Origin of the sequence: Bacillus sp. FSL M8-0071 (assembly GCF_037975455.1) — a bacterium.
Lineage (GTDB): Bacteria > Bacillota > Bacilli > Bacillales > Bacillaceae > Bacillus > Bacillus subtilis.
In genome coordinates this window covers 3,374,082-3,387,294 of record NZ_CP150256.1, presented here as the reverse complement: position 1 = coordinate 3,387,294, position 13,213 = coordinate 3,374,082, and the positions used below count along the sequence as shown (strand labels likewise).

Sequence of the window (13,213 nt, the reverse complement as noted above, 5' to 3'; positions counted from 1 at the left end):
GACGGGAGGATTTTTTTAAGGAATCATCCAGCTGAATACGTGATGCTGCAAAAAGGTGATGATACAGACGAGCAGCAGCAAAAACAGACTGTGTTTAATGGTAAAGCGGAAAAGATCTGACTCCTTTCCGGCGAGTCCTACCGCGGCGCACGCTACCGCTATCGACTGCGGTGAAATCATTTTTCCTGTGACACCGCCTGAAGAGTTGGCGGCCACAGACAGAACGGGGTCCATGCCGACTGATAATGCGGTGACTTTCTGCAGGTTGCCGAACAGCAGGTTGGCGGAAGTATCCGAGCCGGTAATGAAGACGCCGAGCCAGCCGAGAACGGGCGCAAAGAAGGTAAACATCGAACCTGTCAGCGCGAGTGTCATCCCGAGTGTCGTGCTCATTCCCGAGGAGTTGGTGACATAGGCAAAACCAACGACAGAAGCAATGGTCAAAATCGGAAGCTTCAATTCTTGGACTGTTTCTTTAAAAACGGTTCCCCAGTCTTTCCATGAAATCGCCGTGATGAACTTTGACAGCACTGCGGCAATCAAAATCGCGGTGCCGGCCGAACCAAGCACCTCCAGCTTGTAAACCGCTTCAATCGGTGTACCGTCAGCATTGACAATCTGATTGTTCAAAAAAGGCACACCTGGGGAAAAAGTCAGTTTTTCTCCAACAGCATTCAGCCACTTCAAGAACACCGCAGAGCCTTCATAATGCCCGGTCAGCGCGGATTTGACAGATGGAATGCCCCATACGGAAATCATCGCCGTCAGCAGCAGAAATGGCGACCAAGCCTTAAAAATCTGTCCGCCGCTGTACGCAGGCGCCGCCGGATTTGTGCGCGCCGTTTCAATTGAGGCGGCCGACTCTTGTTCACCGGCAAACCGGAATGTTGTTTTCGGCGTCCACCATCTCAAAAACACAGCAAGCGCAGCCATTGAAACAAGAGCTGACAAAACATCGGGCAGCTCAGGCCCTAAAAAATTGGAACTGAGATATTGAACAACGGCAAAGGAAACACCAGATACGAGAATCGCCGGCCAGATCTCCAAGGCTTTCCTGAACCCGCTCATGATGATGATTAAATAAAGAGGAATAAATACGGATAAAAACGGCAGCTGCCGCCCGACCATTTGCGAAATCTCCATCGCCGGAATCCCTGTCGGCCCTTCTACGGCTGTAATTGGAATCCCAATTGCCCCAAAGGCAACCGGCGCCGTATTGGCGATCAAACAGATCCCCGCAGCATAAAGAGGATTAAAGCCGAGACCGACCAGCAGCGCGGCAGAAATGGCGACCGGCGCTCCGAAGCCTGCTGCCCCTTCTAAAAAAGCCCCGAATGAAAAAGCGATCAAGAGAGCTTGAAGCCGTCGGTCATCAGTAATCGAGAGAACAGAGCTGCGAATGATATCAAACTGTCCCGTTTTCACAGTGATTTTATACAAAAAAACAGACGTCACAATGATCCAGCCGATCGGCAACAATCCGTATACGGCTCCTTGTGTCGCGGACATCAGCGCTTTTTCCGCCGGCATACGATAAACCAATACAGCAATAATAAGGGCGATCCCCAATGTGGCCAAGCCTGCTGTATACCCCTTCATCCGTTTAATCGCGAGTGCCCAAAAAAAGAAAATAATCGGTACAAGTGCGGCAAGCGCTGATAATAGCAAATTTCCCCCTATAGGCGTATATGCCTGTGTCCATTGCATCCCAAACCCCTCCTTGAAACATAAACTGGCGCCATATGTAAGCGGTTTCTATAGATGATATGATCATCTGATGACTGGGTAATAAGACCAGTTACCTAGCATTATATTTTGAAAAAAATCAAAGTACAAGACTTTTTGACAAAATAGTCAAAATCTTTTGGCGGCCCACAAAACAGAGTATAATAGATCGTAAACAGCCAGACCTACAAGTTACGGGGTGAATTGCATTGAAATACAAACAGATTAAAACAAAAAAAATATATGAAGAAGTAGCGGATGCCCTATTAGATATGATCAAAAACGGCGAATTGAAGCCGGGGGATAAACTGGACTCTGTTCAGGCGCTTGCTGAGAGCTTTCAAGTCAGCCGTTCAGCGGTTCGCGAAGCACTTTCTGCGCTAAAGGCGATGGGGCTTGTCGAAATGAAACAGGGAGAAGGCACGTATCTGAAGGAATTTGAGCTCAATCAAATCTCTCAGCCGCTCTCAGCGGCCCTTCTGATGAAAAAAGAGGACGTCAAGCAGCTGCTCGAGGTCAGAAAACTGCTTGAAATCGGCGTGGCTTCACTAGCGGCTGAAAAAAGGACAGAAGCAGATCTTGAAAGAATTCAGGATGCACTAAAGGAAATGGGCAGCATTGAAGCGGACGGGGAGCTGGGAGAGAAAGCAGACTTTGCATTTCATCTTGCGCTTGCGGACGCTTCTCAAAATGAACTTCTTAAACACTTGATGAATCACGTGTCATCATTGCTGCTGGAAACAATGAGGGAAACGAGGAAAATCTGGCTGTTTTCCAAGAAGACCTCCGTTCAGCGGCTGTATGAGGAGCACGAACGGATTTACAATGCTGTGGCTGCCGGGAACGGTGCAGAGGCGGAAGCCGCCATGCTGGCGCATTTGACGAATGTGGAAGATGTGCTTTCGGGATATTTCGAGGAAAATGTGCAATAACCAACTCATTTCCCGGGCAATTCCGCCGGTTCCGAATGATACGAACAACTGAGACTGAGCCGCAAATGGTTCAGTCTTTTTACATGGCAGCCAGAGGGCTTTGTGCACTTGACATTTGTGAAAAAGAAAGTAAAATATTTTACTAAAACAATGCGAGCTGAATAATGGAGGCAGATACAATGGCGACAATTAAAGATATCGCGCAGGAAGCGGGATTTTCAATCTCAACCGTTTCCCGCGTTTTAAATAACGATGAAAGCCTTTCTGTTCCTGATGAGACACGGGAGAAAATCTATGAAGCGGCGGAAAAGCTCAATTACCGCAAAAAAACAGTAAGGCCGCTGGTGAAACATATTGCGTTTTTATATTGGCTGACAGATAAAGAAGAATTAGAAGATGTCTATTTTAAAACGATGAGATTAGAAGTAGAGAAACTGGCGAAAGCATTCAATGTCGATATGACCACTTATAAAATAGCGGATGGAATCGAGAGCATTCCTGAACATACGGAAGGGTTTATTGCCGTCGGCACATTTTCAGATGAAGAGCTGGCTTTCCTCAGAAATCTCACTGAAAACGGCGTGTTCATCGATTCAACTCCTGATCCCGATCATTTTGACTCGGTAAGGCCCGATTTGGCACAAATGACAAGGAAGACGGTAAACATCCTGACTGAGAAGGGGCATAAGAGCATCGGTTTTATCGGCGGCACATACAAAAATCCGAATACCAATCAGGATGAAATGGACATCCGTGAACAAACCTTCAGATCCTATATGAGGGAAAAAGCCATGCTGGACGAGCGCTATATTTTCTGTCATCGCGGATTCTCTGTAGAAAACGGCTACCGCCTGATGTCAGCAGCGATCGACACATTAGGCGATCAGCTTCCGACTGCTTTTATGATTGCAGCGGACCCGATTGCAGTGGGCTGTCTGCAAGCCCTGAACGAAAAAGGAATTGCCATACCAAACAGGGTAAGCATTGTGAGTATCAACAACATCAGCTTCGCGAAGTATGTCTCGCCTCCTCTGACGACGTTTCATATTGATATACATGAATTATGTAAAAATGCTGTTCAATTACTGCTTGAACAAGTGCAGGACAAGAGAAGAACGGTAAAAACATTATATGTGGGCGCAGAATTAATCGTCAGGAAGAGTATGAATTAAGGATGACTTAGGACACTAAGTCATTTTTTATTTAGGTAAAAAAATTTACTCTATGAAGTAAATAGTTTGTTTACACATTTTCTCAGGCATGCTATATTATCTTTAAAGCGCTTTCATTCCTACCGAAAGGGTGACAATCAATGAAAATGGCAAAAAAGTGTTCCGTATTCATGCTCTGCGCAGCTGTCAGTTTATCCTTGGCGGCTTGCGGCCCAAAGGAAAGCAGCAGCGCCAAATCGAGTTCAAAAGGGTCAGAGCTTGTTGTATGGGAGGATAAAGAAAAGAGCATCGGCATTAAAGACGCCGTTGCTGCGTTTGAAAAAGAGCATGATGTGAAGGTCAAAGTCGTTGAAAAACCGTATGCCAAGCAGATTGAAGATTTGCGAATGGACGGACCGGCCGGCACAGGCCCTGACGTGTTAACAATGCCAGGTGACCAAATCGGAACCGCTGTCACGGAAGGATTACTCAAGGAATTACATGTCAAAAAAGACGTTCAATCACTTTATACTGACGCTTCCATTCAGTCTCAAATGGTAGATCAAAAGCTTTATGGACTGCCAAAAGCGGTCGAAACGACTGTGCTTTTTTACAACAAAGATCTCATCACAGAAAAGGAATTGCCCAAAACGCTGGAAGAGTGGTACGACTATTCCAAAAAGACTGCTGACGGCAGCAAATTTGGCTTTTTAGCCCTATTCGATCAAATTTATTATGCAGAAAGTGTGATGAGCGGATATGGCGGATACATTTTTGGAAAGGCCAAAGATGGGAGCTATAACCCGTCAGACATTGGAATCAATAATGAAGGAGCTGTCAAAGGTGCGGCGCTGATTCAGAAGTTTTACAAAGATGGCCTGTTCCCAGCTGGCATTATTGGAGAACAAGGGATTAACGTATTGGAATCGCTGTTCACAGAAGGAAAAGCCGCCGCAATTATTTCTGGTCCATGGAATGTAGAAGCTTTTTCGAAAGCAGGAATCAATTATGGCATTACGAAACTGCCGAAGCTGGAAAATGGGAAAAACATGAGCTCCTTTATCGGCGTCAAAAGCTACAATGTCAGTGCATTTTCAAAGAATGCAGAGCTGGCGCAAGAATTAGCCGTTTTCCTGGCAAATGAAAAAAATTCTAAAACACGATATGAAGAAACGAAAGAAGTTCCTGCCGTGAAATCCCTAGCCAATGACCCGGCTATTATGAAAAGCGAGGCGGCACGGGCTGTTACTGAACAATCCCGTTTCTCAGAGCCAACACCAAATATTCCGGAAATGAATGAAATATGGACGCCGGCTGATTCAGCATTACAGACGGTTGCAACAGGGAAGGCAGATCCGAAACAAGCATTGGATCAAGCAGCTGAAACGGCCAAAGGACAAATTAAGGCAAAGCACAGCGGAAAATAAAGAGAAAGCTAGATTTGTATTGTAAGAGAGGTGAAAACGGTGCAGCATCGTCAAGTCGCTTTGTTGCTTTCTATCATTCCGGGACTCGGGCAATTTTATAACAAGCAATGGATAAAAGGTATTGTCTTTCTTTTCTTAGGCGCATCGTTTTTTGCGGTCTTTGGAGATCTGCTCAATATGGGGTTTTGGGGAATCTTTACACTGGGAACAGAAGTGCCGCGGGATAATTCCGTTTTTCTGCTGGCGGAAGGAATTATCGCTGTCATCGTGACCTGCTTTGGCCTTGCGGTGTATTATGTGAATCTTCGCGATGCGTTCCAAAGCGGAAAACAGCGTGATGAAAATAAGCCATTAAGTTCCTTAAAGGAACAATACCAACATATCATTTCTGAGGGCTATCCTTATGTCGTCAGCGGCCCATCTTTGTTTATTTTAATTTTCGCCGTGATCTTTCCTATCTTATTCAGCTTTGCATTAGCGTTTACAAACTATGATTTGTATCATTCTCCTCCTGCAAAATTAATTGATTGGGTCGGTTTTCAAACGTTCGCAAATATTTTCACAGTTGATATTTGGAGGTCGACTTTTTTTGATGTACTGGCTTGGACGGTGGTTTGGACACTTGCTGCATCCACACTGCAAGTCAGCTTGGGGATTTTTCTCGCGATCATTGTTAACCAGAAAGACCTTCGGTTTAAACGTTTTTTTCGGACGATTCTGATTTTGCCATGGGCCGTTCCCGGTTTTGTGACGATTTTAATTTTTGCGGGACTGTTTAATGATAGCTTCGGTGCGATGAATCACGACATCTTGGCTTTCTTCGGGATAGATCCGCTTCCGTGGATGACAGATGCCAATTGGTCGAGGCTTGCGTTGATTCTCATGCAGGGCTGGCTCGGATTTCCGTACATCTTTCTCGTCTCAACAGGCGTATTGCAATCCATCCCGGACGATCTGTATGAAGCAGCTACGATTGATGGCGCTTCTGTCTTTTCAAAGCTGAGATACATCACGCTTCCGATGGTGTTCATTGCAATGGCTCCGATTATCATTACTCAGTTTACGTTTAACTTTAATAACTTTAATATTATCTATCTATTCAATGGCGGAGGTCCGGCTGTAACCGGATCAACAGCCGGCGGGACAGATATCCTCGTTTCATGGATTTATAAATTGACAATGCAGTCCAGCCAATATTCTCTTGCTGCGGCTTTAACCATTTTATTATCTGTATTTGTTATCTCCATCGCATTGTGGCAATTCAGACAGACAAAGTCTTTTAAAGAGGGGGCATAAGGTATGCTGGCAGATATGAAAGTCAGAAAATATATCCGTCTCCTTTTCTCTTACTTGTTGCTAGCCTTTATGGCGGTCATCATTGTGTATCCTCTCCTTTGGACGGCAGGCGCAAGCTTTAACCCTGGCAACAGCTTAATCAGTACATCCATCATTCCGAAGCATCCGACATTCGACCATTACAAGGAATTATTTGCGGGCAAAGAAAGCCTTCAATATGTGCAGTGGTATGTCAACTCAATGAAGATCAGCCTGTTTACAATGGCAGGGTCTTTGCTCTGTGTGACATTTACAGCCTATGCGTTTTCGCGCTTTCGCTTCAAAGGCAGGAAATACGCTTTAACGCTCTTTTTATTGCTGCAGATGATTCCTCAGTTTTCAGCTTTAATTGCCTTGTTTGTGCTGGCGCAAATCTTGGGAATGATCAATAGCCATTGGCTGCTAATCTTGCTTTATATCGGCGGCCTGATCCCGATGAATACGTATTTGATGAAAGGGTACATGGATTCCATTCCGATGGATTTAGACGAAAGCGCCAAGATTGACGGAGCCAGCAGCACCAGAATTTTCTTCCAGATCATTCTGCCATTATCAAAACCGATGGCGGCAGTCGTGGCCATGAACGGCTTTACCGGTCCGCTCGGAGATTTTGTGCTGTCCTCAACCATATTGAGAACGCCTGAATCATATACATTGCCCGTCGGTCTATTCAATTTAGTGAATGATGTCATGGGGGCCAGCTATACGACATTTGCGGCCGGAGCCCTGCTTATCAGCATACCGGTGGCCATCATCTTTATCATGCTGCAAAAGAATTTTGTGTCCGGACTAACCGCAGGCGGAACGAAGGGCTAAGAGAAAAAGGAGGAGAATGTGATGTCAAAGCTTGAAAAAACGCACGTAACAAAAGCGAAATTTATGCTCCATGGGGGAGACTACAACCCCGATCAGTGGCTGGATCGGCCCGATATTTTAGCTGACGATATCAAACTGATGAAGCTTTCTCATACGAATACGTTTTCTGTCGGTATTTTTGCATGGAGCGCACTTGAGCCGGAGGAGGGCGTATATCAATTTGAATGGCTGGATGATATTTTTGAGCGGATTCACAGTATAGGCGGCCGGGTCATATTAGCAACGCCGAGCGGAGCCCGTCCGGCCTGGCTGTCGCAAACCTATCCGGAAGTTTTGCGCGTCAATGCCTCCCGCGTCAAACAGCTGCACGGCGGAAGGCACAACCACTGCCTCACATCTAAAGTCTACCGAGAAAAGACACGGCACATCAACCGCTTATTAGCAGAACGATACGGGCATCACCCGGCGCTGTTAATGTGGCACATTTCAAACGAATACGGGGGAGATTGCCACTGTGATTTATGCCAGCATGCTTTCCGGGAGTGGCTGAAATCGAAATATGACAACAGCCTCAAGACATTGAACCATGCGTGGTGGACCCCTTTTTGGAGCCATACGTTCAATGACTGGTCACAAATTGAAAGCCCTTCGCCGATCGGTGAAAATGGCTTGCATGGCCTGAATTTAGATTGGCGCCGGTTCGTCACCGATCAAACGATTTCGTTTTATAAAAATGAAATCATTCCGCTGAAAGAATTGACGCCTGATATCCCTATCACAACGAATTTTATGGCTGACACACCGGATTTGATCCCGTATCAGGGCCTCAACTACAGCAAATTTGCAAAGCATGTCGATGTCATCAGCTGGGACGCTTATCCTGTCTGGCACAATGACTGGGAAAGCACAGCTGATTTGGCGATGAAGGTCGGCTTTATCAATGATCTGTACCGAAGCTTGAAGCAGCAGCCCTTCTTATTAATGGAGTGTACGCCAAGCGCGGTCAATTGGCATAACGTCAACAAGGCAAAGCGCCCGGGCATGAATCTGCTGTCATCCATGCAAATGATTGCCCACGGCTCGGACAGCGTACTCTATTTCCAATACCGCAAATCACGGGGGTCATCAGAAAAATTACACGGAGCGGTTGTGGATCATGACAATAGCCCAAAGAACCGCGTCTTTCAAGAAGTGGCCAAGGTAGGCGAGACATTGGAACGGCTGTCCGAAGTTGTCGGAACGAAGAGGCCGGCACAAACCGCTATTTTATATGACTGGGAAAATCATTGGGCGCTCGAGGATGCTCAGGGGTTTGCGAAGGCGACAAAACGTTATCCGCAAACGCTTCAGCAGCATTACCGCACATTCTGGGAACACGATATCCCTGTCGACGTCATCACGAAAGAACAAGACTTTTCACCATATAAACTGCTGATCGTCCCGATGCTGTATTTAATCAGCGAGGACACCATTTCCCGTTTAAAAGCGTTTACGGCTGACGGCGGCACCTTAGTCATGACGTATATCAGCGGGGTTGTGAATGAGCATGACTTAACATACACAGGCGGATGGCATCCGGACCTTCAAGCTATATTTGGAGTTGAGCCTCTTGAAACGGACACCCTGTATCCGAAGGATCGAAACGCTGTCAGCTATCGCAGCCAAATATATGAAATGAAGGATTATGCAACCGTGATTGATGTAAAGACAGCTTCAGTGGAAGCAGTGTATCAAGAAGATTTTTATGCGCGCACGCCAGCGGTCACAAGCCATGAGTATCAGCAGGGCAAGGCGTATTTTATCGGCGCGCGTTTGGAGGATCAATTTCAGCGTGATTTCTATGAGGGTCTGATCACAGACCTGTCTCTTTCTCCAGTTTTTCCGGTTCGGCACGGAAAAGGCGTCTCCGTACAAGCGAGGCAGGATCAGGACAATGATTATATTTTTGTGATGAACTTTACGGAAGAAAAACAACTGGTCACGTTTGATCAGAGTGTGAAGGACATAATGACAGGAGACATATTGTCAGGCGACCTGACGATGGAAAAGTATGAAGTGAGAATTATCGTAAACACACATTAGGCTGATGCTCCGCTCGATATGGGCGGATTCTTTTTTCTATAGAATGAAACCGCTTACTAAGTCTTGGGGGGATGAAATCATGAAAAGCAAAGTGAAAATGTTCTTTGCGGCTGCCATCGTGTGGAGTGCATGTAGTTCAACAGGATATGCCGCTGCCATTGAGAAGGAGAAGCACGTGTCAGAGCTTCGGACAGAGGATGAGGATCTTTTTGTTAAAAAAGTAGAGGGGATGAACAAGGGTTTTATCAAAGGGGCAGATGTGTCCAGCGTTATTGCTTTGGAAAACAGCGGTGTCACCTTTTATAATACAAGCGGAAAACGTCAGGACATCTTTACAACCTTAAAACAGGCTGGGGTCAACTATGTTCGCGTCCGCATCTGGAATCACCCGTATGATTCAAATGGCAACGGGTATGGCGGGGGAAACAATGATGTTCAAAAAGCAATCGAAATCGGAAAAAGAGCGACAGCGAACGGAATGAAGGTGCTGGCCGACTTTCACTACTCTGATTTCTGGGCCGATCCAGCGAAACAAAAGGTGCCCAAAGCCTGGGCGAATCTCAGCTTTGAAGCAAAAAAAGCAAAGCTCTATGAGTATACGAAACAAAGCCTGCAAAAGATGATCAAGGAAGGCGTTGACATCGGCATGGTTCAGGTCGGAAATGAAACAACAGGAGGATTTGCCGGTGAGACTGATTGGACGAAGATGTGCCAATTATTTAATGAAGGAAGCCGAGCGGTCAGGGAGACAAATTCAAATATTTTGGTCGCCCTGCATTTTACCAATCCTGAAACGGCTGGAAGGTATTCATTTATTGCGGAAACACTCAGCAAAAACAAAGTGGATTATGATGTGTTTGCGAGCTCCTATTATCCTTTCTGGCATGGGACATTACAAAATTTGACCTCCGTGCTGAAGGCTGTTGCCAATACGTACGGCAAAAAAGTCATGGTGGCGGAAACATCGTACACCTATACCGCTGAGGATGGCGATGGGCATGGAAATACAGCGCCAAAAAGCGGGCAGACGCTGCCATATCCAATTTCTGTTCAAGGCCAGGCAACTGCAGTAAGAGATGTAATGGAGGCAGTGGCGAATACGGGCAAAGCAGGACTCGGTGTTTTCTACTGGGAGCCGGCGTGGATTCCAGTCGGGCCGAAGACACAGATAGAGAAAAACAAAGTGTTATGGGAAACATACGGGTCAGGGTGGGCGTCCAGCTATGCTGCTGAATACGACCCTGAAGACGCCGGGAAGTGGTATGGGGGAAGTGCTGTAGATAATCAAGCTTTATTTGATTTTAATGGACACCCGCTGCCTTCCTTGCAGGTGTTTCAATATGCGGAGTCAGGACATATTCCAAAGAAACGCTGAAACAAAAAAATCCATGAGATGTAACAAATCATTGTTATGTCTCATGGATCATGTTATTTTACATCAACTAATATAAAACATTCGTCATCACTCTTATGATGAGCTTCCTTTTGATGCTGCAGTGATGTAAGGATTTTCTCCTTCTGGTCAGCGATCGGCGAATCAGGATGATCCTTTAGTAAATCATATAAATAACATGAAGCCGTAGGATCCATCACGCCATCCGTATACAGAAGCAATCTTCCGCCCTCCGTGTATGAAAGGCTGCTTGACTGAAACACTAAGTCTTCAAACATCCCGATCGGAGGCGAAGTCGCGTGAAGCAGATGTTGAGTTCCGCTATCATCCTGCCAAAGTGCCGGCGGATGCCCTGCGTTGACATAATCAATTCTTTGCCGTGCTATGTCAATCTCGAGATAAATAGCAGTGCAATAATGTCTTGCTTCCTCATCATTTTGAAACAAGCTGTGAAGGTGCCGGTCCAATTCCTTCATAACTTTAACAGGGCTGAGACCTTGCGTGATCTGGCGCTGGAACAAAGGATGAAGAGACATCGTAATCAATGCAGATGAAATTCCGTGCCCCATCACATCAAGGATAATAATGCCGTAACGGTGTTCATCGATTTGATAATATCCGTAAAGATCACCTGACAATTCACTCGATGCGTTGTAATAAGAGTCAATCTGAACCTGATCGTTTACAATCGGTTCAGTCAACGAGTTTTTCTGGATCTTTCTGGCGAGTTCAAGCTCTCTTTTGGTGTTTAATTTAAATTGTTGATTTTGTTTGTTGATCTCAAGAAGTTCTTCTTGTTTTGCTTTCAGCGTTTCCAAGGCAATTTCTAACTCCGCATTGGCTTTCTGTTTGGCAAGCAAAGCTTCCTGAGCCTCATTTCTGGCTAGCAGCAGCTCATTTTCATATTCATTTCGCTTTCGCATTGGAATAAGAACACAATCAAAGACAGAAGCCCCGCTACCGTGTCTCGCAACCGCATTGATAAGGACGGGAATTTCTTCTCCATCTCTTGCTTTCAGGGAAATGTATATTTCTTCGATGTGATGCTCCAATTTCAAAAGCGGAAAAAAATAAAGCTGGCAGAAAAGCTGTGCGGGAATGGTCAACATCATATTCATGTGCTGGCCGATAACCTGCTCCGGTTCATAATCCAGAATCTTGATAAGGGTGCGGTTGGCAGCTATGATCGACCCCTCTTCTGACAAAGCGAGGAAACCGCATGGTGCATCATTCAATTGTTTGTCCATCTAAGAGGGTCACCTCTATCCCTTTCGTTCCTATATCACACGTGTGCTTTTAAATAATCGCCGATCAGCTGTATCGTCTCATCTGGATGGCTCATATGAGGGCAATGTCCGCGAGCCTCCATTTGTTTCAGACTGCTATAAGGCAGATGCTGATGCATATACTTACCTACTGTTGCAGGTGCGATGATATCATCTGCACATTGGAGAATAAGAGAGGGAACCGTTACCTTCGAAAGATCCTCTCGGTGATCAGAAAAAAACGCCGCTTTCGCGAATTGGCGGGCAATGACAGGATCAGTAGAACAAAAACGGCTTTCAAGCTCTTCCTTAATTTCAGGCCGATCTGGCTGATTCAGAACGGTTGCCGCAAATACAGTCGCCCAGCCGATATAATTTTTCTCCATCATCTCCAGCAAGCCAAGGAGCTGCTCCTCTTCAAATCCTCCGTAATACTCAGGCGGATCATTCAAATAGCAAGGAGAAGGCCCCACCATCACCAGATGGGAAAAAAGCTCCGGGCGGCGGATGGATGCAAGCATCCCAATCAAGGCCCCGACGGAGTGACCCACAAACACGGTTTCCTTCAGATCTAAAGCTTCACAAACATCAAGAATATCCTGGGCATAGCCGTCAAGTGTCTGGTAACGATTCAGGTCATATGCGCGCAAATCTGAATGTCCCGAACCGACGTAATCAAATAAAATCACCCGATGATCTTCTTCAAAGGCAGGTGCCACGGCATTCCACACGCTTTGATCGCATCCAAAACCAGGTGCGAACATGATAGATGCTTTGCCGCTGCCTTTCACCTTCACATGATTTCTAGACAAAATCGCTTCGTTCATGATTGGCTCCTTTCAGCCGGAAAGTAATATAAAGTTCAATATTTCTATCATAACACTCGGATGGTTTGAAGAGTGTATCTTTCTATGAATGTCACAGCAGTTTAAAAGAAAGAGGACATGGGAGATAGAAAAGATGGATGAATTGGAAGATGCAGGAGGAGGATTGCCTAGACACCGGGGTGAGAAAAAAATGACATTTGTCACTCCATCATCATGACACCCCATACTAACATCGTCTTCTCCGTCATTTTACAATCAAT

The 13,213-nt window shown here is 45.8% G+C and carries 10 protein-coding genes; 7 read left to right on the top strand and 3 right to left on the bottom strand.

What is annotated here, in order from left to right:
* Positions 1-15: 15 nt before the first annotated feature.
* Positions 16-1,707: an L-lactate permease LutP gene (gene lutP / locus MKX71_RS17565; protein ID WP_069322915.1), complete on the bottom strand. Its 1,692-nt coding sequence runs from the start codon at positions 1,705-1,707 to the stop codon at positions 16-18.
* A gap of 227 nt (positions 1,708-1,934) precedes the next feature.
* On the opposite strand from lutP, the gene lutR reads away from it, so the two are divergent.
* The 7 genes from lutR (at position 1,935) to ganB (ending at position 10,843) form a co-directional block, all read left to right on the top strand.
* Positions 1,935-2,657 carry an L-lactate utilization/bacilysin biosynthesis transcriptional regulator LutR gene (gene lutR / locus MKX71_RS17560; protein WP_029318374.1) on the top strand — a complete coding sequence of 241 codons (723 nt, stop codon included), beginning with the start codon at positions 1,935-1,937 and terminating at the stop codon, positions 2,655-2,657.
* Between the two features lie 179 nt (positions 2,658-2,836).
* A complete protein-coding gene (gene ganR, locus MKX71_RS17555; RefSeq protein ID WP_003244199.1) occupies positions 2,837-3,829 on the top strand; it encodes a galactan degradation operon transcriptional regulator GanR in 993 nt (330 codons plus the stop codon).
* A gap of 140 nt (positions 3,830-3,969) precedes the next feature.
* Positions 3,970-5,235: an arabinogalactan oligomer ABC transporter substrate-binding protein GanS gene (gene ganS, locus MKX71_RS17550; RefSeq protein ID WP_095843958.1), complete on the top strand. Its 1,266-nt coding sequence runs from the start codon at positions 3,970-3,972 to the stop codon at positions 5,233-5,235.
* A gap of 39 nt (positions 5,236-5,274) precedes the next feature.
* The gene (gene ganP, locus MKX71_RS17545) at positions 5,275-6,531 is read left to right on the top strand and encodes an arabinogalactan oligomer ABC transporter permease GanP (RefSeq protein WP_015714738.1); all 1,257 of its coding nucleotides are present in this window, start codon (positions 5,275-5,277) and stop codon (positions 6,529-6,531) included.
* 3 nt (positions 6,532-6,534) lie between these two features.
* The gene (gene ganQ / locus MKX71_RS17540) at positions 6,535-7,386 is read left to right on the top strand and encodes an arabinogalactan oligomer ABC transporter permease GanQ (protein ID WP_015714737.1); all 852 of its coding nucleotides are present in this window, start codon (positions 6,535-6,537) and stop codon (positions 7,384-7,386) included.
* An 18-nt stretch (positions 7,387-7,404) separates the two neighbouring features.
* A complete protein-coding gene (gene ganA, locus MKX71_RS17535; protein WP_339231406.1) occupies positions 7,405-9,468 on the top strand; it encodes a beta-galactosidase GanA in 2,064 nt (687 codons plus the stop codon).
* A 79-nt stretch (positions 9,469-9,547) separates the two neighbouring features.
* Positions 9,548-10,843, top strand: coding sequence for an arabinogalactan endo-beta-1,4-galactanase (gene ganB, locus MKX71_RS17530; RefSeq protein WP_339231404.1), 1,296 nt, complete (start codon positions 9,548-9,550; stop codon positions 10,841-10,843).
* 53 nt (positions 10,844-10,896) lie between these two features.
* Here ganB and rsbP read toward each other — a convergent pair whose 3' ends face one another.
* Positions 10,897-12,108 (bottom strand): SpoIIE family protein phosphatase, encoded by a 1,212-nt coding sequence (gene rsbP / locus MKX71_RS17525; protein ID WP_213385614.1) that lies wholly within the window; start codon positions 12,106-12,108, stop codon positions 10,897-10,899.
* 35 nt (positions 12,109-12,143) lie between these two features.
* On the bottom strand, positions 12,144-12,953 hold the full coding sequence (gene rsbQ / locus MKX71_RS17520) for a sigma factor SigB/phosphatase RsbP regulator RsbQ (protein WP_339231401.1): 810 nt from the start codon (positions 12,951-12,953) through the stop codon (positions 12,144-12,146).
* Positions 12,954-13,213: the final 260 nt, after the last annotated feature.

Bases quoted from the DNA above. Each gene is read 5' to 3' on its own strand.
- ganQ (WP_015714737.1), top strand. From the start codon at position 6,535: ATGCTGGCAGATATGAAAGTCAGAAAATATATCCGTCTCCTTTTCTCT.
- rsbP (WP_213385614.1), bottom strand. From the start codon at position 12,108: ATGGACAAACAATTGAATGATGCACCATGCGGTTTCCTCGCTTTGTCA.
- ganR (WP_003244199.1), top strand. From the start codon at position 2,837: ATGGCGACAATTAAAGATATCGCGCAGGAAGCGGGATTTTCAATCTCA.
- rsbQ (WP_339231401.1), bottom strand. From the start codon at position 12,953: ATGAACGAAGCGATTTTGTCTAGAAATCATGTGAAGGTGAAAGGCAGC.
- ganB (WP_339231404.1), top strand. From the start codon at position 9,548: ATGAAAAGCAAAGTGAAAATGTTCTTTGCGGCTGCCATCGTGTGGAGT.
- ganS (WP_095843958.1), top strand. From the start codon at position 3,970: ATGAAAATGGCAAAAAAGTGTTCCGTATTCATGCTCTGCGCAGCTGTC.
- lutP (WP_069322915.1), bottom strand. From the start codon at position 1,707: ATGCAATGGACACAGGCATATACGCCTATAGGGGGAAATTTGCTATTA.